Below are 20,216 nucleotides of genomic sequence, written 5' to 3' on the forward strand. Positions count from 1 at the left end.
CCGAGGTATGAACGTACGCACTGTCGCCGACCTCGGGCCGGACGAGCGGTCGGCGCTGTTCGACCGCGACGCCGGCGTCGAGGCGGTCCGCGACGACGTGGCCGACATCGTCGACGCCGTCAGCGAGGAGGGCGACGTGGCGCTTCGGCGCTTCGCAAGCGAGTTCGACGACGTCGAAGTGGGCAACATCGACATCACTGACGCCGCCGAGCGCGCCTACGAGGAGCTAGACGACGAGTTGGTCGCGGCAATCGAGGACGCCGCCAATAACATCCGTGCGTTCCACGAGCGCCAGCGGCCCGAGGACTGGCGCGACGACTTCGAGGGGCGGGAACTGGGCCGGCGCTTCAGCCCGCTCGACAGCGCCGGCGTCTACGCCCCCGGCGGGACCGCGGCCTATCCCTCCAGCGCCCTGATGGGCGTCATCCCCGCGAAGGTCGCCGGCGTCGAACACGTCGCCGTCGCGACGCCGCCCGCCGAGGAAGTCAACCCCGTCACGCTGGCGGCCATCCACGTCGCCGGCGCCGACGCCGTCTACCAGGTCGGCGGCGCACAGGCCATCGCCGCGCTCGCGTACGGCACCGAGACGGTCACCAGTACCGACATCGTCGTCGGGCCGGGGAACCGCTGGGTCACGGCCGCCAAGGCCGAGGTTCGGGGCGACGTGGCCATCGACTTCCTCGCCGGTCCCAGCGAAATCATGGTCGTCGCGGACGGAGCGGCCGACCCCGAACTCGTCGCGGCCGACCTCGTCGCACAGGCCGAACACGACGAGAACGCTTCCGTCGTGGCGGTGACAGACAACGAGGAACTGGCCGAGGCCGTCGCCGAGGCCGTCGAGAGACAAGCGGCTGACCGAGAGCGCGAAGCCGTCATCCGCGGCGCGCTCGACAACGACGCCTCCGGCGTCTTCCTCGCTCGCTCGATGAGCGAAGCCGTCCTCTTCGCCGAGGAGTACGCCGCCGAGCACCTCTCCATCCAGGCCGAGGACGACGAAGCGCTGCTCGAGCGAATCCCCTCGGCGGGTTCGGTGTTTCTGGGCCCGTACAGCCCCGTCGCCGCCGGCGACTACGCCGCCGGAACCAACCACGTCCTGCCGACCGGCGGCGCCGCCCGAGTGACTGGCGGACTCTCCGTCGATACGTTCGTTCGCTCCACGACGGTCCAGCGCCTCTCGGAGGACTCCTTGGGCGAGCTGCGCGAGACGATTACGTCGCTCGCAGAGGCCGAGGGCCTCGAAGCGCACGCCGAGAGTGTCAGGAAGCGATTCGAGTAGCGCGGGCAGCGCCCTGCCCGCGAAAACCCAGCGGGGAGCACAGTGACCCGCGAACAGCGAGCCAACGACCAGCGGGAGAAGGCTCGGTCAGCCCCCCGATGCAGTGTCGCCATCTGACGGCCGTCCCGCCCGATAGACGTAGTAGCCGACGGCGACCAGTAGCAAGCTTACGGCGAGCCACTGGAGGTTGTACTGGCCGCCCTGTGAGAGCGGCTGGTGGAGTCCGAGGAGCATGTGGTCCACGACGGCATCGAAGAGGTCGAAGACGCCCACGCCGACGAGGGCTGCCCCGGCCAGCGGCCGTATTGCGAGCGGCCTGCTCCGTTGCCGTTCGGCCCGCCAGACCAGGCCGGCGCCGACGCCGATAATCGCGAGCATCCCCAGCGAGAAGAGGCCGTCCGCGAGAACGTTTGTCCGCAGGCCCGCCACCGTGTCCATCGGGTAGCGACCGGAGAGCAGGTGGTGCCACTGCAGGACGTGGTGGAGGACCAGTACGTCGATAAGCCCGCTGAAGCCAAAGCCGAACACGCCGGCGCCGACGACGCCCCATCTTTTCGTCGTGTGCACGTTCTCGGCGGCGGTCTGTTGATTCATACCCTGTGTTGCCCGGCGACGCGCTTGCCCAGCGGGCTTGCGACTGCTGTCAAGGTACACCGCCGGCGTGAGTATCGCGAGCAGCGTCAGGGTTAACAGGGTCGGGACCGCACCTAACCGTATGAGCGGCACTATCGAGGGTGAGCCAGAGCTCGGCGGGGAGAACGTCGGCGTCACGGAGGCGGCCGCCGAGGAGGCACTGGACCTCATGGAGGGCGAAGGCATGGACATGGACGAGGCCGGCCTCCGGCTCTACGTCCAGCAGGGCGGCTGTGCCGGGCTCTCATACGGGATGCGCTTCGAGCACGAACCGGAAGAGGGCGACACGATATACGAGCGAAACGGCCTGCGCGTATTCGTCGACGGCGCGAGCATCGACTACATCGAGGGCTCTGTGCTGGCCTACGAGGGCGGCCTGCAGGGCGCGGGGTTCCACGTCGAGAACCCCAACGTGGTCAGCGAGTGCGGCTGCGGCGAGTCGTTCCGAACCTGATTACTCTTCTAACTCAAAGGCGACTGTCACTTCCGCCTGGTACTCCCGCCCGTCGGCGCTGGCTATCTCGACGCCCAGTTCGTCCACTTCGACCCACATCAGATTGTCCAGCGTCGCCTCGGCGCGCTCGATAGCGTCGTCGGCGGCGTCGTCGAAGCTCTCCGGACTGGTCCCTATCAGCGTGATTTTCTTGAACACCATGGCGTTCTGAAACGTCGGACAGTTGAAATATAAAACTACGGTCGCTAGCTCGCCCGCCCGTCGAGCCACCCCTCGACGACGCCGACGACGTCGGTCAGGTGGGCGGTCCCCCAGATGGCGACGATGACGGCGCCGATGCTGTCAAAGACGAGGTCGAGCATCGTGTCTTCCAGCCCGAACTGGGTGAGGACCGCCGTGTTCCCGGTCGCGTCGGCCGCGAGTCCGATGGTGAACTCGAGGACCTCCCAGACGACGCCGAAGGCCATGACGAACATGAGAATGAACACGAACATGAACCGCGGCGGGACGTAGATATCCTCCGAGTGTCGGTCGAGCGCCCGCACGGTCGTGTAGCCGATAGCGGCGACGATAGACGACGAGAGGGCGTGGGTCAGGTGGTCCCACCACCAGATGGTCTTGTAGAAGTTCGCGTCCGCCCACGGGAGCCCGATGACGCCGACGGCGTGGAGGAAGACGGCGGTCGTAATCCACAGCGTCAGCGCGGGGTCGAGCGCGATGCCGTAGTCCCGTTCGAGCAGTGCCGGAAGCTGGGTGACCAGCAGGCCGACGCCAGTGTTGACGATGACGCCCGTACTGCCCGTGAGGATACCGATAGCGAGGATGACCACCAGTAGGACCTCCATCACATACGTCGCCTGGCGCTGGCGACGCGGGCCGATGCCGAGTTGGTCGCGGACCCTCACGCCTGTACCTCCTCGGGGACGCGCGCGGTGCCTATCTGGCGACCGACGTAGACGGCAAAGAGCAGGCCCGCACCGACCCCGGCGATGGTCGAGGCGACGAACTCCCACATCAGGGCTTCCTCGATAGCGTGCTCGGTGAGCGCGGGGTCGAGGATGAACGTCGTCCCGAACAGCCGGTCGGCGCCCCAGCGGAGGACGGCCCAGACGCCGGCCGTGGCCAGCGTCGACACGCCCACGAAGACGACGGCGAAACGGGGCGTCATCTTCACCGGCGTGAACAGCTGTAGCTCGACGGCGACGATGAGTGCGATGGCGGCCACCGAGAGGTACGTCGCGAGGTTGCCGGTCACCGGCACCGTCGCGAACAGTCGCCCGACGACCGGGAGGGCCGCCAGCAGCAGAATTTCCCAGGGTAACATCGCCTGGGCGTTTCTGTACGAGAGGGGGGGCAAGAGGACGATACCCGCCAGCGCAACGGCGAAGGCCGTCGCCAGCAGTTCACTCGCGACGACGCTTCCCACGACGACTGCCAGTACCAGCGTGACGACCAGCCACGCGAGGACGGCGTTGGTCCGCCTGTCGCGCAACAGCACCGTCACGTCTGCGCTCATGCCACCCACGTCAGGGCGAGCGTGCAAAACACTGTCGCCGTCGTACGGATTGTCGTCGCGGTGTACTGATATGTGCAGGCTCGGAGGGCAGTACTATCCGGAAAGAGGAGACACCTGTCCGCCTCACAGGACACCGTAGGCTATCGCGTACGCGACGGCGCCGACGGTGACGGCGGCCAGTCCGGTGACCGCCATCCGAAGGGGGTCGAACTCGCGACCCAGCGTGCGCACTGGCGCGCCGACCACGCCGACAGCGAGGACGCTGAAGACGAAGTGGGCGGACTGCTCCAGCGTCGGTGCGGGCAACAGCAGGGCGGCCACGGCATAGCCCGCACCGAGCGAGGCTCGCGGGCTGACCAGCGACGGTAGTCCCCGGTCGGTCAGCCGGGCGTACGCCAGGACGGCCAGCCAGATGGCAGCGAGTTCGACCGCGAAGGCCGCGAGTAGCTGTCCCGTCGGGTCCGGATGTAACGCCACGCGTTCGGTCACGAGGACCACATCGAACGGGTACAGGAACGGCGGTGGGGAGCCGGTAAAGAGGTCGCCGAACGGATGCGAGAGGAGGCCGACCAGTGCGGCACCCAGCAGCGGTCGGGGCGAGACCCCCTGCCGGTTCGCGATGGCGGCGACGACGAACCCCGAGACGGTAAACACCAGTACGACGGCGCCGCCGACGGCGCCGCTGACAAGCGAGCCGACGAAGACCAGCACGACGGCGAGCGAGAGCGAGAGGGCACGTGCCGGGCGCGTCGCGACGACCCAGCAGTAGACGGCCACTGCGAGCACCGCGCCCATCACGAGGGAGTGTGTCGGGCCGCGGTGGATGACGTTCGCCGTCTCCCAGAACACGTCCGGGCCGACTGTCTGGGCCGACCGTAACAGGAGTCCGATAGGCGCGTATACCACGTCGACGTCCGGCACAGCGGCAAACAGCCCAGCGACGAGACCGTAGCGCAGCGCCCGCTCGCGGGGGACAGCAAACCGTTCAGCCAGGGCCACGGCGAGGGCAAAGGCCAGCAGTGCGTGGCCGATGAACATAGACTCAGTTGGCCGTCAACAGATATAAATATCCCGTGTCAACGGCTGTGACACCTGAAACCGGACGCACTCTGAACTGGGCTTCGTCCAGTTGTCCGCTAGCTCGCCGTTTGCCCGGACGACGGTGTCGGCTACGGTCTGACGACGTCGTAGCCGCCGTCCTCGCGGACGCCGATGACCGCCCAGTCGTAGCCGACGTCCATCCGCGAGAGTCGGTGGCCGACTTCCGGGGCCTCGGCTGCCTTCGCCACGAAACAGTGCATCTCTCCCGATTCCGGGAACGCTGTGTCGCCTTCGAGCACTGTCACGCCCACCTCTCGCCACTTATGGGCTGCCCGTAGTCCGTTCTCAGTGCGCGACACCGTGTACCCGATATCGTCGAATATCGACCGAGCCCGCTCGTCTAGTGATGTGCTAACGGCCGCCATCTGTGAACCCCTACCAGTGGGTGGGTGATAAACGTTCCCACTAGAAAAACCGCTGACATCAGGGGGGCCTGACTACTCGTGGGCCGCGTCCCACTCGTCGGCCTTCTTGAGGTTGCTACAGTCGTTACAGCGGATGCGCCCCATCGAGTCCATGGCGTTGTTGAACGTCTCGCAGTTGTCACAGAAGTAGCCCCACCGCCGCTCGCGTTCGTCGTCGAGATAGACGACGTAGAAGGGGCCTTTCGTCCCGATGTCTCCGTCCTCGCGGTCGACGTAGAGGGTCCGGCCGTCCGGACCTGTGCGTTCGTCCATAGCGGCCTGTGGTGAGCCAGGTGGGTAAAGGGTATGGGACACACAGCGGGCGACGGTGGCCGCCGCCGTGTGCTACGCTGTCAACCGGATTCGGCTTCGAAAGCGCTTTTAGGGCCCGTGGCACACAGACGATTACAGCCTGCACCGGGTTGATGATGCTCCCAGCCTTCTCAGGACCAGCACGCCACCGGGGTGTGCCGCGGGATTTCCCGCGAACGGCGGGGGAGCCTGAGCCTGCGTGCAGGAGGTGACCAACACATGCCAGTATACGTAGATTTCGACGTTCCGGCCGACCTCGAGGACGACGCTCTCGAGGCGCTGGAAGTCGCACGAGACACAGGCACAGTCAAGAAAGGAACCAACGAGACGACCAAGGCCGTCGAACGGGGCTCTGCCGAGCTCGTCTTCGTCGCCGAGGACGTCCAGCCCGAGGAAATCGTCATGCACATCCCCGAGCTGGCCGACGAGAAGGGCGTTTCCTTCATATTCGTCGAGCAGCAGGACGACCTGGGCCACGCCGCCGGGCTCGAAGTCGGCTCCGCCGCCGCCGCTATCACCGACGCCGGTGAGGCCGAGGCCGACGTCGAGGACATCGCCGACAAGGTCGAGGAGCTCCGCTGAGGTGACCAAAGATGAGTGCTGAGGAATCCGAAAGTAGCGGCGCCACGTCGGCCGAGGTCATCGAGATCGTCGGCAAGACGGGGATGCACGGCGAGGCCATGCAGGTCAAGTGCCGCATCCGCGAGGGCGAGAACCAGGGCCGGATCATCACCCGGAACGTCCTCGGTCCCGTCCGCGAGGGCGACATCCTCCAGCTCCGTGAGACGGCCCGCGAAGCCGACTCCATCGGAGGACAATAACGATGCCCCGAACCCGAGAATGTGACTACTGTGGGCAGGACATCGAGCCCGGCACGGGTACGATGCTCGTCCACAACGACGGCTCGACCACGCACTTCTGTTCCTCGAAGTGCGAGAACAACGCCGACCTGGGCCGCGAGGCCCGGAACCTCGGCTGGACCGACGCCGGCCGACAGACCACCGCGGCCGAGCAGCAGGCGGCCGAAGAGGCCGCAGAGGAAGCGGAAGCCGAAGCGGCTGCCCAGGCGGAAGCCGAGGAAGCTGCGGACGACGCTGCTGACGAGGAGAGCGACTCCGAGGACGAAACGACCGAGAGCGACGACGCAGACGCAGACGAGTCCGCCGCCGACGACGCGGACGACGAGGAAGAAGCTGAAGAAGCCGAAGCATAAAGCCATCGGCGTTCGACTTTTTTCGTAGATGCCTGAAACAGAGCGTACCTTCGTCATGGTCAAACCGGACGGTGTCCAGCGCGGGCTCATCAGCGAGATACTCGAACGGTTCGAGAACCGCGGCCTGAAAATCGTCGGCGCGAAGTTCATGCAGCTGGAGCGTGAGCTCGCCGAACAACATTACGCAGAACACGAGGGCAAGCCCTTCTACGACTCGCTCGTCGAGTTCATCACCTCCGGTCCCGTCTTCGCTTTGGTCCTGGACGGGCAGGACGCCACCCGCCAGGTCCGCCGGATGATGGGTGCGACGGACCCGGCGGAGGCCGCGCCCGGCACCATCCGCGGTGACTACGGGCTGGACCTGGGTCGCAACGTCATCCACGGCTCCGACCACGAGGACGAGGGAGCCAACGAGCGCGAAATCGAGCTGTTTTTCGACGAGGACGAGCTCGTCGAGTGGGACAAGATAGACGGCTCCTGGCTCTACGAGTAGCGAACTCATTTTCAGGCCGGAGACCGTACCCTCGCCCATGAGTCGCACACTCTATCAGCTCGACGGCTGTCCCTACTGCGAGAAAGTGGCCGACCGGCTGGACGAACTGGGCCTCGACTACGAGAGCGAGTGGGTCGAGGCGCTGCACTCGGAGCGCGACGAGGTCAAGCGGGTCTCGGGACAGCGGGCGGTCCCGGTGCTGGTCGACGAGGACCGCGGTGTCACGATGGCCGAGTCCGACCGCATCCTGGAGTTCGTCGAGCGGTCCTACGTCTAGTCTTCGCTCTCGAACTCCAGGGCCGCGCCGTTGATGCAGTAGCGCTTGCCGGTGGGCTCGGGGCCGTCGTCGAAGACGTGGCCCAGGTGTCCCCCGCAGTTGGCACAGACGACTTCGGTCCGGCGCATTCCGTGGCTCTCGTCGAGTCGGGTCTCGACGGTGCCCTCGTCGTAGACATCCCAGAAACTTGGCCACCCGGTACCGGACTCGAACTTCTCTTCACTGTCGAACAGCGCTGTCCCACAGCCCGCACAGGTGAACACGCCGTCGTCTTTGGTGTCCAGCAGGTCGCTGCTGAACCGGGGTTCGGTCCCGGCTTCCCTGAGGATACGGTACTCTTCGTCGGTGAGGAGCTCGCGCCACTCTTCGTCGTTGTTCGGCACGTTATCGGCCTGTTCGCTCATACACGGGGTACGTACTGGAGGCTCATAAGCCCACGTCGGCAGGCTCCCGTGTGCCGGCTGTTTGGAAGGAGCGTTCGAGAACGCAGCGGAGGAACTCGTCGGCGCTGTCACGCTCCGGGTCCCTGCCACGCCCCGAGGACGGCGGTGTCGCCGTCGGCAGGCTCGACCCAGACGACGCGGATGGTCCCGCTGTCGAGCGTGGAGTCGTCGCCGACGACCGTGAACTCCGAGCCCTGCTCGATAGCGCCTCCGACCCACTCACTCCCGGCTGCAGTGCTGTCGAGGGCGTAGGACTGGATTCCGGAGCTTCGCAGTCTCCCGCTGTCGTTGCCCGGTGCCGGCCGGAACTGCCTGTCGGCTCTGACTTCGACGGTACTCGGGTCGAGCGTCTCGCCGCTCTCGTGGACGATTGTCAGATTCCCGTTCCCCACCTGTGAGTACTCGTAGGTGAACTCCACCTCCGGCGGTGTGGTATCTGTCCGGTCCCCCAGCCCGATGACGAACGCTGCGGTGGTGACCGCCAGCACTATTGAGATGGCGATCAGCAGAGTGGCCCCCACCACTTGCGATACCTCGCCCTCGCCATTGAACAGCTTCCTCCCCATTCACTAACAAGTATTTGTCCCAACTATTATAAATTCTGCTAAACCTATATTAAATTTATTTCGGTCGTTCAGCGAACGGCGAGCTGGCGGGCTAGCAACGATTCGCCCGATATCGCGCTCGTGTCGCGAGGGAGCGACGATGGGTCAGGGTGTGGGCGTCCGCTCGAAGTCGACGGCGATTTGCTGGCTTGCGAGCACCGCGTCCCCAATGGCCTCCGACGCCGTGTCGTGGTCGGTACCGTCCGCCACGTCGAGCACCTCGCCGAGGGCATACAGCTGAAACCGGTTCGTGTAGGGCTGGCCGGGTTGGGGACACGGTGGTTCGTACCCGACCTCGCCGCCCTCTGGTCGCCCCTGGGCGGCCCCACCCAGCGACTGGACCGTCGCCGAGCGCGGGAGTCCCGCTGGAATCCGCTCTGTGTCCGGGGGGACGTTCCAGAGTGTCCAGAAGATCGGATCGGTGATGCCCCCGCTGTCGTACTCCGCGACGATGGCGAGGGCCTCGGTGGGCTCAGGGACGCGCTCGAAGTCGAACGGAGGCGACTCTCCGGCGCCGTAGCAGGTGAACCGATCCGGCAGAGACCCGCCCGGGTCCAGCGCCGGACTCGACATCGTGAATCCTCCAGGTGTTTCTTCCGATTCACCCACACAGCCGGCCACTGCCCCGGCAGCTATCGGACCCACCGTTCGTAACAACCTGCGGCGTCGCATAGCCACGCTCGGGGGCCACGCTACTTTGTCGCTTTGGTCACACCACCAGATTTCCGTACGGTCCAGCCGATTTTCATAATTTGGTGCGCATGTTTTATTAACAAACGTCATCCACAGCCGCTCTGATAACAGTTGAATTAATAAATGCGCGCGAGCTAGCCTGAGTAATGACGACCGAGGACCCCGACGAACCCGACGGCGGGCCAGAGACAGGGGGCGAGACGACGGACCGAGGAGACAGCGCGGTCAGCCAGTTCGACGTCCCCGAGATGGACTGTCCCGCCTGTGCTGGCAAAGTCGAGTCGAGTGTCGAGACGCTCGACGGGGTCGAGACAATCGACCCGCAGGTGACGACCGGGACCCTGACCGTGACCTACGACGCAGACGCGACCGACACGGCGGCGATAGCCGAGCGAATCCGGTCGGCCGGGTACGTCGTTGCGGAGCCGACGGAGACGCTCCGAGTCTCCGTGCCGGACATGGACTGTGCGTCCTGTGCGGGCAAGGTCGAATCCGCGCTGTCGACCGTCGAGGACCTCGAGAGTGTGGAGACACAGCCGACGACCGGAACAGTGGTCCTGACGCGGACCGGGGCCGAGCCGACTGACGACGCGATCGTCGCCGCGATAGAGCGTGCGGGCTACGACGTCGAAGGCACTACGGGGGCGACCGACGAGTCGAGCGACGAGGAGCTCTGGACCAGCCCGCGGGCGCTCAAGACGTGGGCCAGCGGGGTCGTACTGGCGGTCGGACTCGTCCTCGAGTTCCTGATACCGGGGACGAACGCACAGGTCGGGACGGTCCTGGGCAGTGCCCTCCACGTGGCGGACCTGCTCTTCCTCGTCGCCGTCGCCGTCGGCGGGCAGGCCATCCTGCGCAACGGCTACTACTCGGCGCGCAACCTGAACCTCGACATCGACCTGCTGATGTCCATCGCCATCCTCGGGGCGCTGACAGCCAGCCTGGCCTTCGGCGAAGCGCTGTACTTCGAGGCCGCGACGCTGGCGGTCCTCTTTAGCATCGCCGAGCTCTTAGAGCGGTACTCGATGGATCGCGCCCGGGATTCGCTGGAAGAGCTGATGGACCTCTCACCGGAGGAGGCGACGGTCCGGCGAGATGGTGAAGAGGCGGTCGTCCCGGTCGATACCGTCGACGTGGGTGAGCGCGTCGTCGTCAGGCCCGGCGAGAAGATTCCGCTGGACGGCGACGTCATCGACGGCGAGAGCGCCGTCAACCAGGCGCCCATCACCGGCGAGAGCGTCCCGGTCGACAAGACCGTCGGCGACGATGTGTACGCCGGGACTATCAACGAGGGCGGCTACCTGGAAGTCCAGGTCACCTCGGCCTCGGGCGACAACACGCTCTCGCGCATCGTCGAGATGGTCGAGGACGCCCAGTCGAACAAGACCGAGCGCGAGCAGTTCGTCGAGCGGTTCTCGGCGTACTACACGCCCGTCGTCGTCGCTTTCGCCGTCCTCGTGACCCTCGCCAGCCCGGTCGTCCTGGGGACGACCCTCTCGACGGCGGTCGTCTACGGGCTGACACTGCTGGTGCTCGCCTGTCCCTGTGCCTTCGTCATCTCGACGCCCGTCTCGGTCGTCTCGGGCATCACGAGCGCCGCGAAGAACGGCGTCCTCATCAAGGGCGGGAATCACTTAGAGGCGATGGGCGAGGTCGACGTGGTCGCCTTCGACAAGACCGGGACGCTCACGAAGGGCGAACTCACTGTCACCGACGTCATCGCGCTGAACGGCAACAGCGAGGACGATGTCCTGCGCTGTGCCCGCGGCCTGGAGGCCCGCAGCGAACACCCCATCGGCGAGGCCATCGTCGCCGAGGCCGGGGAGGGCGGCGAGCGCGATATCGACGCGTTCGAGAGCATCACCGGGAAGGGCGTTCGCGCTGAACTCGGGGGCGTCCCGCACTTCGCTGGCAAGCCGGATCTCTTCGAGGAACTCGATTTCGACCTCTCACACGTCCACGCGACGACCGACGGCGGGCTTGTCACGAAGACCGCCCAGCAGCTCTGTGAGCGAAACAACTGCCTGGACCTGCTCGACGAGGCGGTCCCCGAGCTACAGTCCGAGGGTAAGACGGTCGTCCTCGTCGGGACCGAGGACGAACTGGAGGGGGTCATCGCTGTGGCCGACGAGGTCCGACCCGAAGCCCGCGCGGCGGTCGAACGGCTCAGCGCCCTGGGCATCGAGAAGACGGTGATGCTCACCGGCGACAACGAGCGCACCGCGGGCGCCATCGCCGAACAGGTGGGCGTCGACGACTACGCGGCGGAACTGCTGCCCGACGAGAAGGTGGCCCACGTCGAGCGCCTCGACGGCGAGACTGACGGTGGGGTCGCCATGGTCGGGGACGGTATCAACGACGCGCCGGCACTGGCAACCGCGACGGTCGGCGTGGCGATGGGCGCGGCCGGCACCGACACCGCGCTGGAGACGGCAGACGTGGCCTTGCTCTCGGACGACCTCTCGAAGCTCCCGTACCTCTATGACCTCTCCGGGCAGGCCAACGGCGTCATCCGCCAGAACGTCTGGGCCAGCCTGGGCGTGAAGGCGGTCCTCGCTCTTGCCGTCCCCTTCGGATACGTCCCCATCTGGCTGGCGGTCCTCGCGGGCGACGCCGGGATGACGACAGCCGTCACCGGGAACGCGATGCGACTCTCCAGCGTTCGCGCGGACGCCCTCGACGTCGAGTCGGAGTGATCACCGGCCCGGCAGCGGGCAGAGAGTCGCCGTCAGCACGGCGATCTCGTCGGTGTCGTTTTGGGCGCCGTGGACCTGTCCACGCTCGTTGCAAACGACGCCTGGCGCCGAGACAGTCTCGGTCTCATCGTCGCGCTCGACCCGCACGGTCCCCCGGAGCACGTGGAAGACGTTCGTGGCATCAGTGTGTTCGTGCGGTTCGATACTGGCCCTGGGCCCGAGCGCGAACGCCTTCACCAGCACGTCGTCGGTCACTGCCAGTTCGCCGCTGTCGACGGCGCCGGCGTCGGGCGTCGCGCCGAACTCGGAGAGCAGGTCGAATCCCATGCCGGCACCTCACTCCCCATGCCTGTAGCCGTGGTGGACGCAACTGGTTTGTGTATAGATATGTTATGTCTATAATATGTATGACGCAGTGCTGCTCCCGACGGACGGCAGTGAGGGGACTCGGGCCGCGGTCGAACACGCCATCGACCACGCCAGGCAGTACGACGCTGCGTTGCACGTCCTCTACGTGGTCGACGCCCGAATCGGTGTGGCCCGCGAGACGACCCCCGAAGTCATCTTCGAGGAACTCGAAGACCAGGGCCGTCGGGCTATCGAGAGCGTGCAATCACAGGCCAGGGGGGCCGACGTCGAAACTATCGAAGGCGTCGTCGCCCGTGGCGATCCCCACCAGGCGATTCTCGACTACGCGGCGGCGGAGGATATCGACCTCGTGGTGATGGGCACCCACGGTCGGACGGGACTGGACCACTATTTAGTCGGTAGCGTGACCGAGAAAGTCGTCCGACTGTCGGACGTGCCAGTTCTCACTGTCCCGCTGCCGGAACCCTGATCGTCCACATCTTTTTATAATCGGTGGCGAACAGTACGCTGTGATGGATAGTGGGGACCGCGTGACGTCCGCACTGGACGCGCGATACCCGGTGACGCGGCGGCTCGTGCACGCCGAGGCGGAAAGAGAGAGCTGTGACGTGGCCATCAGTGCGGTGCCCGACGTGTTAGACGTGCCTTTCGGCGGGCGCTGGCTGTCCGACAGCGAGCTCATCCCACCCCTGGGCGAACGAGGCGTCCTGAATCTCGCCACCCCAGACGCCGACGCCTTCTCTCAGGACGAACTCGATGTCGCGCGCGTCCTGTCGGCGAGCATCGAATCGGCTCTCGCGATCGCCGACCGCATCGTCGCCGCCCACGGCCGAAGGATACGCCCCGGCGACAGCGTAGAGCGAAGCGACCGCTTGGAGATTTTCGGCCAGACCAGGTCGGTACCGCCGTTCCAGATGGAGTAACAGCGATGACCGCCGATTCTGTGATGCCGCTCTGTGTCGGCCTCGCGATGGTCGTGGGTGCCGTCGTGCTGGCGTACCCCGTCCCGCTGTGGCTCCGGGGACTGGGCGTGGCCGTTGGGCTCTTCGTCGGCGTCTCGGCCGCGCTGTATACGCTTACTGCTAGCGACCTGGAGTACTGACGGCGAAAAATCGCACTGGATACCATTCGAACAGTCAGTTGCAAGCCAGGGGTGGGAGTGTGAACCGGAGCCAGACGGTCGACCACGAATAGCGCCGTCGCTGCGACTGGCAGGATTCAAATCCCACTTCGCAGCTTTCGCTGCTCACGTTCGTTCACAGCAGAAAGCCAGGGGTGGGATTTGAACCCACGAACTCTCGATTACAAGTCGAGTGCTTGGACCACCCAAGCTCCCCTGGCGCGTATCCATCAGTTGTCGGGGGACGTTTTAAGCGGTGTCGTTTTCCGTCGACTTTTCGAGTGTCAACCGATGGGGGGTGTAGCCGTGGGCGGCGTAGAACTGGCGGGCGGCGTCGTTGTCGGCCATCGCCTCCAGCTGGACCACCGTCGCGCCGTCGTCGACCAGTCGGTCCTCAGCGGCCCGGAGCAGCGCGCTCCCGATGCCCTCGCGACGGGCGTCCGGCGCCACGTAGAGGTTCTCGACGAGGCCCGGCGTGACGTCCTGCTCGTACCGACCGTGCTCGACGGTGAACATGACGAAGCCGACGACGCGCTCCTCGAGACGGGCCACCAGGAGGTCCTCGGCGACGATACGCTGGACGACCGTCTCGCGGATGACGGCCCGGTTCTCCGGGCCCAGAAGGTGTGACCCGTACGAGCGCTGGTCCCGCGCGAGGTCGACCCACATATCGGTGAGTCGGTCGGCAAGCGCCGTCGACGGGGTCGATATCTCCACGGCTCATATGGGTTCCACGGGCGCAAAACTGTTAGCCCCCTACGACGGCAAGTTCGCGTCCGACAGTTGCGCCCCCGCCCCAGAGACAAGACTCCTGTTCGGAGGCTCGGTCTCCGCGACGCGAGTCTTCGGAAGAGTTCGAGTCCCCAATATTATATTTTATTGCAGAAGCCAGTAAGCAAAGCGTATGGACGACTGACGTCGGCGGCTACTCGTTGCACTGGGAACCGCGACAGCCGGAGCGGTAGCAGGGTGTTCGGGCGGGTCGAACGACGCTGGCGAGCAGAACGGGACGCCGACTGCGTCCGAGACACCGACTGAGGATACTATGGCCAGTCGAGACCCACCGGCCGAATAGACGGCCAAGGTACGAGCCGACGGCGAGGATACGACGGACTCGTTCGGGGGCGCCGTTGAACTGTCCGGCGAGGGGTCGCCGCTCGTCGTCGGTTCGCTGGGCGACGACCTCGCCACCGGCGGCTGGAAAAACCCTTCTGTGTACGTCTTTTCGCTCTCCGACGGCGAGTGGACCCAGGAGGACAGGCTCACGCCGGAGGGCGACCCCGGAGAAATCTACTTCGGGAAGGCGCTGGCCCTCTCGAGGGACGGGAGCGTGGCTCTCATCGGTGTGTTCAAAATCGGACACAGCGCCTACGTCTTCTCGAAGTCGGACGAGTCCTGGGCACAGGAAACGAGGTTCAGTGGCGACGGGGGCCGGTTCAGCGGGTTCGGGTACGACGTCGGCGTATCGGACAGCGGGGGCCGGGCAGTCGTGGGCGCCCCGGCCGAAGACGACACCGAACGTGAGGGGTCGGGAGCGGTGTACCCCTTCGAGTAGCCTTACACGTCCCGGCAGTCGGCACAGAGCAACTGCCCGTTCAGTGACGCCAGCGAGCGAGTGAGCGTTCCACAGGCCGAACAGATGCCCTGTTCCTCGAAGGAGTCCTCTGCGGCCGTCGTACCGTCGGCGGTCGCCTGCTCGGGTGTCGCCATAGCGGCCTCCTCATCGAGTGCCTGCGTCCGTTCGCTCTCCAGGCGCACCGACGAGAGGATATCGTGACTGGTCAGCGTTCCCAGCGGTTCGCCGTCTTCGACGACCACCAGCCACTGGGTCGCATAGGTGGCCATCCGGTCACGCGCTTCCGGAAGCCTGGCCTCCGGGTCGATGGACGGGTACGACTCGGTCATCACGTCGGCGACCCGTGCTTCCGCTGGGGCCCCCTCCGAGACGAGATGCCCCAGGATATCCGCCCGGGTCACGACCCCGACCGGGTCGTTGCCTTCCAGAACCAGCGCTGTCGGTTCACCCTCGCGGACCAGCAGCTCTGTCGTCTCGACGAGCCCGTCCGACGCGCTCGCACCCACGTACTCACGGTTCATCACCTCCCGGACAGCGACCGGGTCGTTCATACGTGAACGTATGGCACGAAGTCGTCTAAAAGCTACCTCCGCCAGTGTTATGGTGCGTGCCACCGAATACCATGGTCGGTTCACCGGAGCAGTCGGTCTATCGGGGATCTTCCTCGCTGCTCAGACCTCGCTACTGCTCGCGGGTCGTTCCTCTGCGCTCGCTTATTCCGAGGAATCTCACTGCGTTCGATTCCTCGCTACTGCTCTCCGGCTCACTTCGTTCGCCGGTTCCCCTCGAGGCGATTCGCTTCGCTCATCGCCTCGCTACTCGAACCGAACTGTCGCCCCGTCTGCCCGGCACTCCTCTAGCGCGTGTTTCGCGTCCATACCGGCGTCGGCGGGCGTGCGTCCGCGGCCGACACCGACCTTCAGCTCGACGTCGACGGCATCGCGAACGTGGTCACAGGCGTCCCTGTAGTCCGCCTCGTCGAGGTCGGGACACACCGCGATAACGTTGTCACCGCCGACGAAGAAAGAGAGTGAATCGTGTGCCTCGCGCATATACTTCATCAGCGAGGCGTACCCCTGTTCGATCTGAATGAATGTGTCGAACTCGTTGAGCTGGTCGGTGTATTTCTCGGTCGCGTCGTCGACGTCGAAATGGGCCAGCTGGACGTCGGTGTCGGTCCGGAACTCGTCGTCGATGGTCTGGCCTCGCAACACCTCCCGGCGGCCGTCGTCCTGTGCGCTGCCGGCTTCCTGCAGTTGCTCTGTGGCGGTCCCCAGCGCCGACACCGGGGTCGTCCCCGTGGCGACCGAGAGGCTCATCGTCACCGGGTACCGGTTGCCGACGGACTCCTGGATGAGGGCGTGGTCTGCCTCGTCAAGCCCGTTGGTCACGGCAATCATGTTGTCGAACCGCGAGAAGAAGATGTAGCCGTCGCGGTTCCCGAACAGTTGAGCGAGGTCGGCGTACAGTCGGGACTGCAACGTCTGGAGGTCGACTTCGCGGCGCGGCTCGGGCGTCACTGTCCACGGGCCGTAGTTATCGATCTGGATGTGCGTTACCTGCGTGTTCGTCACTACCGGGGGTTTGGACCCGACCGGTATTGATGTATCGGAACCGGGTCAGTATCACGCCTGTCTGGCGATGCCGTCCGTTCGGAGCTCGACCGCGCCGAGCATCGAATCGTACGCGACCACTTCGGTCGCCATCAGCTTCGGGATGTGGTCGGTGAACAGTTCCGCCGCCATAGCCTCACGCTCCGATTCCGGCACTGCCGACACTGGACACCCCTCGCGGTCGGCGACGACTGCCGCTGCCAGGTCTGACACCACGACTGGCTCGTCCCGGTCCGCTATAATCGCGAGCGCTCGGCGCCTGGTATCGTCGGATAGCAGGTCCTCGACCACCGCTGGCGGCAGGTCGCTACCGATGTCGCTGTCGGCGTTCTGTGTCGCCATACAGGTATCTACGCCGGCACCCCACAAGTATGTGTCGTGAACACATACCACAATACCGGAGACGACACCGTCAGGCGTGTTGCAGTCGGTAGGGCCACAGGTCCGCCTCGCGGAGTGCCGCACCGAGCGCCCGGTGGAACTCCGGGAAGTCCGCGAACTCGGACTCGTCGACGTGCTCGAAGATATCCGCCACGCTGACGACGGTCTCGTAGTCGATGCGGACTGGATGGTCGCCGTAGGCTGAGACGTACTCCTCGGCCGAGAGCGGGAAGTCTTCTTCTTCGTCGATCTTCTTCGCGAGGATGGCGTGTCCGTACTTGCGCCGGCCCTCGCTTCCCTCTTCACCGTCGGGGTCGTGTGGCCACTCCATGTCCGGACCTCGGGACACCGGCACAAAAAGGGTTGCTCTCCGCGGCTACCAGGGGTCGAAAGTCTCCGGTTGCCCACCGCCGCCGTCGCCGCCCCGGCGCAACAGGAGCAAGATGGCGACGAACGCCGCCAACGCGATGGCGAGCCCACTGACGACGTAGAGCGTGTTGATTCCGAAGACCGTCGACGGGACCGCATCGATCGGTCCGCTGTCGTCACCGCTGTCACCGCTCGGGGTCGCAGCGGCAGTACCGGTCGGAGTCTCGCTTGCCGGCCTCGATTCGGTCGGCTGCGTGGCCGCTGCCTGACTCTCCGAAATGAAGACAGAACCGACCGAGGTCCTGTTGAGTCTGAGGTTGTAGCTCCCCGCCTCGGTGACCCCGTGTGTCAGCGAGATGTTCGCGTCGCCACTCGCCGGTACCGCCACCGTGGTCCGGTTGACGGATTCGCCGTTGACCCGCATGACACCGGTGTAGGTACCAGCTATCGGTGCGGCGTTTCGCAACCGTGCATTGACATACAGTCGTGGGCCGTCGGCGCTCAGTGTTATCCCGTACGACGTGTTCTCGATAGCGATGTCCGCGGTCATACGACCGACGGCGTACGTCGTCCCGCGTGTCATTGTCGCCTCGTAGACGGTCCGGTTTTCCTGCTGAGCGGTGACGCTCGTCGACAGCGGTTCCCAGACTGTGCCGTTGTGCTGGTACACCGTCACCTCGTCGCGCTCCAGCGTCGAGTTCGCCAGCACGGAGTCGTTGACGCCGATTCGCACGGTCGATTCTTCGAAGCCGTCGTCGCTCTCGAAGTCGATGACGCCGAACACCGTCGACTGCTCCGGGGCGGGCACCGACGCAGGCATCACAGAGCGGTTGGTGTACTCCGTGAGATACTGCTGAAACGCAGTTTCCCCCGTCGTCGTCGACCAGTTCTGGAGGGCGAACGTGCGGTTCGACGATGGGATATCGAACCCGGTCGGTCCGGTCGGCGAGACCCCGTTGGCCCTGACGTCGATGCGACGCTGGCTCTCCGTTTCCGAGGTGACCCGAGCGCGGGCTGGCTGCACCGTTATGCGGCCCGCTTGGTTGCCGTTAACTGTGATTCTGTAGGTCCCCGGCTCGTCGAAGCTGATATTCGTCGAGACCCGCCGGTCCGTGTTCGCCGGAATCGTCACGCGAATTTTCTCGAACCTGACGCGATCACGCTCGAATTCGAAGGAGTATCCACCACGGGAGTCACCGACGTTCACCGCCTCGGCGCTCACGGTTACGTTCTCGCCCACGGTTACTGTCGTCGCGGAAACCTCGGCGTTCCGGAACCCGATCGCCGACTGGGCGGCCGCCACGGAGGCAAACATCGACCCGACGATGAGGACGACCAGACCGAGGGCGAGGACCCGATGCCCGCACTGCGTTAGAGACCCATCTGATAACTGCATCTGCTTGTGGTGAACCGGACCAGTAATATAAAACCTCACGATGGGAGGAACCAATCGTTTATTTGATACTACGGGCCGGTCTTCGGCTTCAAATCGCCAGGATTCTGTTTGCTCCTGGCGTAATCGCTCGCGGCAAGAATACGGTGGGGCTGGGAGTGAGCGAACGCAAAGCGTTGCGAACGTCGAGAGACGCGAGCGCCTCTCGGAATTTGAACCGGAGGAAGACAGTCACTCACTTCGTTCGCGCTGTGTCTTCCAGGGCTCAAGTCCAGTTGCACCGCTCACTGTCGTTCGCAGAGAAGCGGTGGGGCTGGGATTTGAACCACGCGAAGGTGGTCACTCGCTTCGCTCGCGCTCCACCTTCTCTACTTCAAATCCCAGGTGATGTATTTGCCACTCACGGGTTGTTCGTGGCAAAATACGGTGGGGCTGGGATTTGAACCCAGGAATCCGTGAGGATACCTGCTTTCAAGGCAGGCGCAATAGGCCGCTCTGCCACCCCACCGCAGGCAGTCATAACGGGGGTTTGCCCTAAGGCCTGTCGATTACTCGCGGACAAGACCGTCGGCAGTCACGCGCAGCCCGAACTCGTTGATGAGCGTCGTCGTCCTGGGTGGTACTACCCGATCGGCCCGGTGGCGGGCACGGAGGAGCGGAACGACCGTCTGGAGGTCTGCCTGCGTCTCGACGACCGGTGTCGTCGGCAGGAAGTCCACCCCGAGGTCGGCGTCCATCGCTCGGTCGGTGAGTGTCTCGACGGTCGGGGTCGCGTCCGCGTCCTCGAAGTCTATCGGTTCGGCGAACCCGGCGTAGTAGACGCGACCGTCGGTCGACGGGCCAAGCACCACGCCAGAGGAACGCAGTTTCATCGCGGCGCTGTCGATAAGTTGGCGCGTCAGCAGACCGGCGGTCGGCGTGACCGCAGCGGCGGTCTTGACTCCCTCACGTTCGAGCAGGTGCGTGACAGTGTTGCCGACGCGGGCTGCGTGCGTCGAACCGACCTGGACCTCATAACGGGCCTCGTCGGGCGCGTCGAGCGCCGCATCGAGCGGTTCGCGGACGGCCGCTTCGGGATCTACGACGTCGGGCACCTGTTCGGCGGGCCGGTAGTTCACCAGTAACTCGGCACCGCTGGCCTCGACGGCGCGACAGACGTCGGTGAGCATCGCCGTGTACAGCGCCGTTGCCTCCGATTCGTCGAGCGGTCCGCCGGCCAGTCCAGGCAAGACGGCCCCTTCGACCGGGGGATCCGCCAGTACAGCAACCGTGGTCATAT

Annotated in this window: 30 protein-coding genes, 2 tRNA genes and 1 pseudogene; 13 read left to right on the plus strand and 20 right to left on the minus strand. The window is 65.4% G+C overall.

What is annotated here, in order from left to right; translation table 11 throughout:
• Nucleotides 1-7 precede the first annotated feature (7 nt).
• Nucleotides 8-1,276 carry a histidinol dehydrogenase gene (hisD, locus tag P1K32_RS15665; protein WP_276250625.1) on the plus strand — a complete coding sequence of 423 codons (1,269 nt, stop codon included), beginning with the start codon at nucleotides 8-10 and terminating at the stop codon, nucleotides 1,274-1,276.
• 87 nt (nucleotides 1,277-1,363) lie between these two features.
• On the opposite strand, the gene P1K32_RS15670 is transcribed toward hisD, so the two are convergent.
• Nucleotides 1,364-1,870 carry a DUF2243 domain-containing protein gene (locus P1K32_RS15670; protein ID WP_276250626.1) on the minus strand — a complete coding sequence of 169 codons (507 nt, stop codon included), beginning with the start codon at nucleotides 1,868-1,870 and terminating at the stop codon, nucleotides 1,364-1,366.
• A 121-nt stretch (nucleotides 1,871-1,991) separates the two neighbouring features.
• On the opposite strand from P1K32_RS15670, the gene P1K32_RS15675 reads away from it, so the two are divergent.
• Nucleotides 1,992-2,363, plus strand: a complete 372-nt coding sequence (locus P1K32_RS15675; protein WP_276250627.1) for a HesB/IscA family protein — start codon at nucleotides 1,992-1,994, stop codon at nucleotides 2,361-2,363.
• Here P1K32_RS15675 and P1K32_RS15680 read toward each other — a convergent pair whose 3' ends face one another.
• The 6 genes from P1K32_RS15680 to P1K32_RS15705 all read right to left on the minus strand — a co-directional run bounded on the left by P1K32_RS15680 (nucleotide 2,364) and on the right by P1K32_RS15705 (nucleotide 5,657).
• Complete coding sequence (locus P1K32_RS15680; protein ID WP_276250628.1) at nucleotides 2,364-2,564, minus strand: dodecin; 201 nt, start codon at nucleotides 2,562-2,564, stop codon at nucleotides 2,364-2,366.
• A 44-nt stretch (nucleotides 2,565-2,608) separates the two neighbouring features.
• A complete protein-coding gene (locus tag P1K32_RS15685) occupies nucleotides 2,609-3,268 on the minus strand; it encodes a DUF2238 domain-containing protein (protein ID WP_276250629.1) in 660 nt (219 codons plus the stop codon).
• Nucleotides 3,265-3,879, minus strand: coding sequence for a hypothetical protein (locus tag P1K32_RS15690; protein WP_276250630.1), 615 nt, complete (start codon nucleotides 3,877-3,879; stop codon nucleotides 3,265-3,267). The genes P1K32_RS15685 and P1K32_RS15690 overlap by 4 nt, the downstream gene beginning before the upstream one ends.
• 123 nt (nucleotides 3,880-4,002) lie before the next feature.
• Nucleotides 4,003-4,917, minus strand: a complete 915-nt coding sequence (locus tag P1K32_RS15695) for a metal-dependent hydrolase (RefSeq protein WP_276250631.1) — start codon at nucleotides 4,915-4,917, stop codon at nucleotides 4,003-4,005.
• Between the two features lie 131 nt (nucleotides 4,918-5,048).
• Nucleotides 5,049-5,345: a DUF7116 family protein gene (locus P1K32_RS17830; protein ID WP_379691287.1), complete on the minus strand. Its 297-nt coding sequence runs from the start codon at nucleotides 5,343-5,345 to the stop codon at nucleotides 5,049-5,051.
• 72 nt (nucleotides 5,346-5,417) lie between these two features.
• Complete coding sequence (locus P1K32_RS15705) at nucleotides 5,418-5,657, minus strand: DUF5816 domain-containing protein (protein WP_276250633.1); 240 nt, start codon at nucleotides 5,655-5,657, stop codon at nucleotides 5,418-5,420.
• A 258-nt stretch (nucleotides 5,658-5,915) separates the two neighbouring features.
• On the opposite strand from P1K32_RS15705, the gene rpl7ae reads away from it, so the two are divergent.
• From rpl7ae to P1K32_RS15730, 5 genes are read left to right on the plus strand one after another with little or no spacing between them, the layout of a single operon-like run.
• On the plus strand, nucleotides 5,916-6,278 hold the full coding sequence (rpl7ae, locus tag P1K32_RS15710; RefSeq protein WP_276250634.1) for a 50S ribosomal protein L7Ae: 363 nt from the start codon (nucleotides 5,916-5,918) through the stop codon (nucleotides 6,276-6,278).
• Nucleotides 6,279-6,289: 11 nt separating this feature from the next.
• Nucleotides 6,290-6,517, plus strand: a complete 228-nt coding sequence (locus P1K32_RS15715) for a 30S ribosomal protein S28e (protein ID WP_220587524.1) — start codon at nucleotides 6,290-6,292, stop codon at nucleotides 6,515-6,517.
• 2 nt (nucleotides 6,518-6,519) lie between these two features.
• Nucleotides 6,520-6,909 carry a 50S ribosomal protein L24e gene (locus P1K32_RS15720; protein WP_276250635.1) on the plus strand — a complete coding sequence of 130 codons (390 nt, stop codon included), beginning with the start codon at nucleotides 6,520-6,522 and terminating at the stop codon, nucleotides 6,907-6,909.
• Nucleotides 6,910-6,937: 28 nt separating this feature from the next.
• Entirely contained in the window at nucleotides 6,938-7,402 is a 465-nt protein-coding gene (gene ndk / locus P1K32_RS15725) for a nucleoside-diphosphate kinase (RefSeq protein WP_276250636.1), read from the plus strand.
• A gap of 37 nt (nucleotides 7,403-7,439) precedes the next feature.
• The gene (locus P1K32_RS15730; protein WP_276250637.1) at nucleotides 7,440-7,679 is read left to right on the plus strand and encodes a glutaredoxin family protein; all 240 of its coding nucleotides are present in this window, start codon (nucleotides 7,440-7,442) and stop codon (nucleotides 7,677-7,679) included.
• Here P1K32_RS15730 and msrB read toward each other — a convergent pair.
• The 3 genes from msrB to P1K32_RS15745 all read right to left on the minus strand — a co-directional run bounded on the left by msrB (nucleotide 7,676) and on the right by P1K32_RS15745 (nucleotide 9,300).
• Nucleotides 7,676-8,083, minus strand: coding sequence for a peptide-methionine (R)-S-oxide reductase MsrB (gene msrB / locus P1K32_RS15735; protein ID WP_276250638.1), 408 nt, complete (start codon nucleotides 8,081-8,083; stop codon nucleotides 7,676-7,678). The two genes, P1K32_RS15730 and msrB, sit on opposite strands and share 4 nt — an antisense overlap.
• Nucleotides 8,084-8,190: 107 nt before the next feature.
• Nucleotides 8,191-8,646 (minus strand): type IV pilin N-terminal domain-containing protein, encoded by a 456-nt coding sequence (locus P1K32_RS15740; protein ID WP_276250639.1) that lies wholly within the window; start codon nucleotides 8,644-8,646, stop codon nucleotides 8,191-8,193.
• Nucleotides 8,647-8,832: 186 nt separating this feature from the next.
• On the minus strand, nucleotides 8,833-9,300 hold the full coding sequence (locus P1K32_RS15745; RefSeq protein ID WP_349682124.1) for a YbhB/YbcL family Raf kinase inhibitor-like protein: 468 nt from the start codon (nucleotides 9,298-9,300) through the stop codon (nucleotides 8,833-8,835).
• Nucleotides 9,301-9,566: 266 nt separating this feature from the next.
• On the opposite strand from P1K32_RS15745, the gene P1K32_RS15750 reads away from it, so the two are divergent.
• Nucleotides 9,567-12,116, plus strand: a complete 2,550-nt coding sequence (locus P1K32_RS15750; RefSeq protein WP_419181052.1) for a heavy metal translocating P-type ATPase — start codon at nucleotides 9,567-9,569, stop codon at nucleotides 12,114-12,116.
• Here the strand turns inward: P1K32_RS15750 and P1K32_RS15755 are convergent, their stop codons facing one another.
• Nucleotides 12,117-12,443 carry a cupin domain-containing protein gene (locus P1K32_RS15755; protein WP_276250641.1) on the minus strand — a complete coding sequence of 109 codons (327 nt, stop codon included), beginning with the start codon at nucleotides 12,441-12,443 and terminating at the stop codon, nucleotides 12,117-12,119. It lies immediately after the preceding gene.
• A gap of 76 nt (nucleotides 12,444-12,519) precedes the next feature.
• Here P1K32_RS15755 and P1K32_RS15760 point away from each other — a divergent pair, with 76 nt between their 5' ends.
• Genes P1K32_RS15760 through P1K32_RS15770 form a run of 3 tightly spaced genes read left to right on the plus strand, consistent with a single transcriptional unit; the run spans nucleotide 12,520 to nucleotide 13,587 of the window.
• Entirely contained in the window at nucleotides 12,520-12,954 is a 435-nt protein-coding gene (locus P1K32_RS15760; protein WP_276250642.1) for a universal stress protein, read from the plus strand.
• A gap of 43 nt (nucleotides 12,955-12,997) precedes the next feature.
• Nucleotides 12,998-13,408 (plus strand): hypothetical protein, encoded by a 411-nt coding sequence (locus tag P1K32_RS15765; RefSeq protein ID WP_276250643.1) that lies wholly within the window; start codon nucleotides 12,998-13,000, stop codon nucleotides 13,406-13,408.
• Nucleotides 13,409-13,413: 5 nt separating this feature from the next.
• On the plus strand, nucleotides 13,414-13,587 hold the full coding sequence (locus tag P1K32_RS15770; RefSeq protein WP_276250644.1) for a hypothetical protein: 174 nt from the start codon (nucleotides 13,414-13,416) through the stop codon (nucleotides 13,585-13,587).
• Between the two features lie 165 nt (nucleotides 13,588-13,752).
• On the opposite strand, the gene P1K32_RS15775 is transcribed toward P1K32_RS15770, so the two are convergent.
• Both P1K32_RS15775 and P1K32_RS15780 read right to left on the minus strand, forming a co-directional pair.
• Nucleotides 13,753-13,826: transfer RNA gene (locus P1K32_RS15775), tRNA-Thr, on the minus strand.
• Between the two features lie 28 nt (nucleotides 13,827-13,854).
• Nucleotides 13,855-14,322: a GNAT family N-acetyltransferase gene (locus P1K32_RS15780; RefSeq protein WP_276250645.1), complete on the minus strand. Its 468-nt coding sequence runs from the start codon at nucleotides 14,320-14,322 to the stop codon at nucleotides 13,855-13,857.
• 373 nt (nucleotides 14,323-14,695) lie between these two features.
• Here P1K32_RS15780 and P1K32_RS17835 point away from each other — a divergent pair.
• Nucleotides 14,696-14,818, plus strand: a pseudogene (locus tag P1K32_RS17835) (hypothetical protein); the annotation flags it as partial.
• Nucleotides 14,819-15,160, plus strand: coding sequence for a hypothetical protein (locus P1K32_RS15785; protein ID WP_276250646.1), 342 nt, complete (start codon nucleotides 14,819-14,821; stop codon nucleotides 15,158-15,160).
• Nucleotides 15,161-15,162: 2 nt separating this feature from the next.
• Here P1K32_RS15785 and P1K32_RS15790 read toward each other — a convergent pair whose 3' ends face one another.
• From P1K32_RS15790 to P1K32_RS15820, 7 genes are all read right to left on the minus strand, one after another.
• On the minus strand, nucleotides 15,163-15,732 hold the full coding sequence (locus tag P1K32_RS15790) for a CBS domain-containing protein (protein WP_276250647.1): 570 nt from the start codon (nucleotides 15,730-15,732) through the stop codon (nucleotides 15,163-15,165).
• Nucleotides 15,733-15,996: 264 nt separating this feature from the next.
• On the minus strand, nucleotides 15,997-16,755 hold the full coding sequence (locus tag P1K32_RS15795) for a GTP cyclohydrolase III (protein WP_276250648.1): 759 nt from the start codon (nucleotides 16,753-16,755) through the stop codon (nucleotides 15,997-15,999).
• Nucleotides 16,756-16,806: 51 nt separating this feature from the next.
• Complete coding sequence (locus P1K32_RS15800; protein ID WP_276250649.1) at nucleotides 16,807-17,136, minus strand: DUF7344 domain-containing protein; 330 nt, start codon at nucleotides 17,134-17,136, stop codon at nucleotides 16,807-16,809.
• Nucleotides 17,137-17,206: 70 nt separating this feature from the next.
• Nucleotides 17,207-17,506: a DUF5785 family protein gene (locus tag P1K32_RS15805; protein ID WP_276250650.1), complete on the minus strand. Its 300-nt coding sequence runs from the start codon at nucleotides 17,504-17,506 to the stop codon at nucleotides 17,207-17,209.
• A 45-nt stretch (nucleotides 17,507-17,551) separates the two neighbouring features.
• Nucleotides 17,552-18,940: a PGF-pre-PGF domain-containing protein gene (locus P1K32_RS15810; RefSeq protein ID WP_276250651.1), complete on the minus strand. Its 1,389-nt coding sequence runs from the start codon at nucleotides 18,938-18,940 to the stop codon at nucleotides 17,552-17,554.
• 421 nt (nucleotides 18,941-19,361) lie between these two features.
• Nucleotides 19,362-19,445, minus strand: a tRNA-Ser gene (locus P1K32_RS15815).
• Nucleotides 19,446-19,485: 40 nt separating this feature from the next.
• Nucleotides 19,486-20,214: a hypothetical protein gene (locus tag P1K32_RS15820; RefSeq protein WP_276250652.1), complete on the minus strand. Its 729-nt coding sequence runs from the start codon at nucleotides 20,212-20,214 to the stop codon at nucleotides 19,486-19,488.
• Nucleotides 20,215-20,216: the final 2 nt, after the last annotated feature.

This window comes from Haloarcula rara (assembly GCF_029338235.1).
GTDB lineage: Archaea > Halobacteriota > Halobacteria > Halobacteriales > Haloarculaceae > Haloarcula > Haloarcula rara.

What these genes read in the sequence shown, in the direction of transcription:
- hisD (WP_276250625.1), top strand. Translation starts at nt 8, where the DNA reads ATGAACGTACGCACTGTCGCCGACCTCGGGCCGGACGAGCGGTCGGCG.
- P1K32_RS15670 (WP_276250626.1), bottom strand. Translation starts at nt 1,870, where the DNA reads ATGAATCAACAGACCGCCGCCGAGAACGTGCACACGACGAAAAGATGG.
- P1K32_RS15675 (WP_276250627.1), top strand. Translation starts at nt 1,992, where the DNA reads ATGAGCGGCACTATCGAGGGTGAGCCAGAGCTCGGCGGGGAGAACGTC.
- P1K32_RS15680 (WP_276250628.1), bottom strand. Translation starts at nt 2,564, where the DNA reads ATGGTGTTCAAGAAAATCACGCTGATAGGGACCAGTCCGGAGAGCTTC.
- P1K32_RS15690 (WP_276250630.1), bottom strand. Translation starts at nt 3,879, where the DNA reads ATGAGCGCAGACGTGACGGTGCTGTTGCGCGACAGGCGGACCAACGCC.
- P1K32_RS15695 (WP_276250631.1), bottom strand. Translation starts at nt 4,917, where the DNA reads ATGTTCATCGGCCACGCACTGCTGGCCTTTGCCCTCGCCGTGGCCCTG.
- P1K32_RS17830 (WP_379691287.1), bottom strand. Translation starts at nt 5,345, where the DNA reads ATGGCGGCCGTTAGCACATCACTAGACGAGCGGGCTCGGTCGATATTC.
- P1K32_RS15705 (WP_276250633.1), bottom strand. Translation starts at nt 5,657, where the DNA reads ATGGACGAACGCACAGGTCCGGACGGCCGGACCCTCTACGTCGACCGC.
- rpl7ae (WP_276250634.1), top strand. Translation starts at nt 5,916, where the DNA reads ATGCCAGTATACGTAGATTTCGACGTTCCGGCCGACCTCGAGGACGAC.
- P1K32_RS15715 (WP_220587524.1), top strand. Translation starts at nt 6,290, where the DNA reads ATGAGTGCTGAGGAATCCGAAAGTAGCGGCGCCACGTCGGCCGAGGTC.
- P1K32_RS15720 (WP_276250635.1), top strand. Translation starts at nt 6,520, where the DNA reads ATGCCCCGAACCCGAGAATGTGACTACTGTGGGCAGGACATCGAGCCC.
- ndk (WP_276250636.1), top strand. Translation starts at nt 6,938, where the DNA reads ATGCCTGAAACAGAGCGTACCTTCGTCATGGTCAAACCGGACGGTGTC.
- P1K32_RS15730 (WP_276250637.1), top strand. Translation starts at nt 7,440, where the DNA reads ATGAGTCGCACACTCTATCAGCTCGACGGCTGTCCCTACTGCGAGAAA.
- msrB (WP_276250638.1), bottom strand. Translation starts at nt 8,083, where the DNA reads ATGAGCGAACAGGCCGATAACGTGCCGAACAACGACGAAGAGTGGCGC.
- P1K32_RS15745 (WP_349682124.1), bottom strand. Translation starts at nt 9,300, where the DNA reads ATGTCGAGTCCGGCGCTGGACCCGGGCGGGTCTCTGCCGGATCGGTTC.
- P1K32_RS15750 (WP_419181052.1), top strand. Translation starts at nt 9,567, where the DNA reads ATGACGACCGAGGACCCCGACGAACCCGACGGCGGGCCAGAGACAGGG.
- P1K32_RS15755 (WP_276250641.1), bottom strand. Translation starts at nt 12,443, where the DNA reads ATGGGATTCGACCTGCTCTCCGAGTTCGGCGCGACGCCCGACGCCGGC.
- P1K32_RS15760 (WP_276250642.1), top strand. Translation starts at nt 12,520, where the DNA reads ATGTATGACGCAGTGCTGCTCCCGACGGACGGCAGTGAGGGGACTCGG.
- P1K32_RS15765 (WP_276250643.1), top strand. Translation starts at nt 12,998, where the DNA reads ATGGATAGTGGGGACCGCGTGACGTCCGCACTGGACGCGCGATACCCG.
- P1K32_RS15770 (WP_276250644.1), top strand. Translation starts at nt 13,414, where the DNA reads ATGACCGCCGATTCTGTGATGCCGCTCTGTGTCGGCCTCGCGATGGTC.
- P1K32_RS15790 (WP_276250647.1), bottom strand. Translation starts at nt 15,732, where the DNA reads ATGAACGACCCGGTCGCTGTCCGGGAGGTGATGAACCGTGAGTACGTG.
- P1K32_RS15800 (WP_276250649.1), bottom strand. Translation starts at nt 17,136, where the DNA reads ATGGCGACACAGAACGCCGACAGCGACATCGGTAGCGACCTGCCGCCA.
- P1K32_RS15805 (WP_276250650.1), bottom strand. Translation starts at nt 17,506, where the DNA reads ATGGAGTGGCCACACGACCCCGACGGTGAAGAGGGAAGCGAGGGCCGG.
- P1K32_RS15810 (WP_276250651.1), bottom strand. Translation starts at nt 18,940, where the DNA reads ATGCAGTTATCAGATGGGTCTCTAACGCAGTGCGGGCATCGGGTCCTC.
- P1K32_RS15820 (WP_276250652.1), bottom strand. Translation starts at nt 20,214, where the DNA reads ATGACCACGGTTGCTGTACTGGCGGATCCCCCGGTCGAAGGGGCCGTC.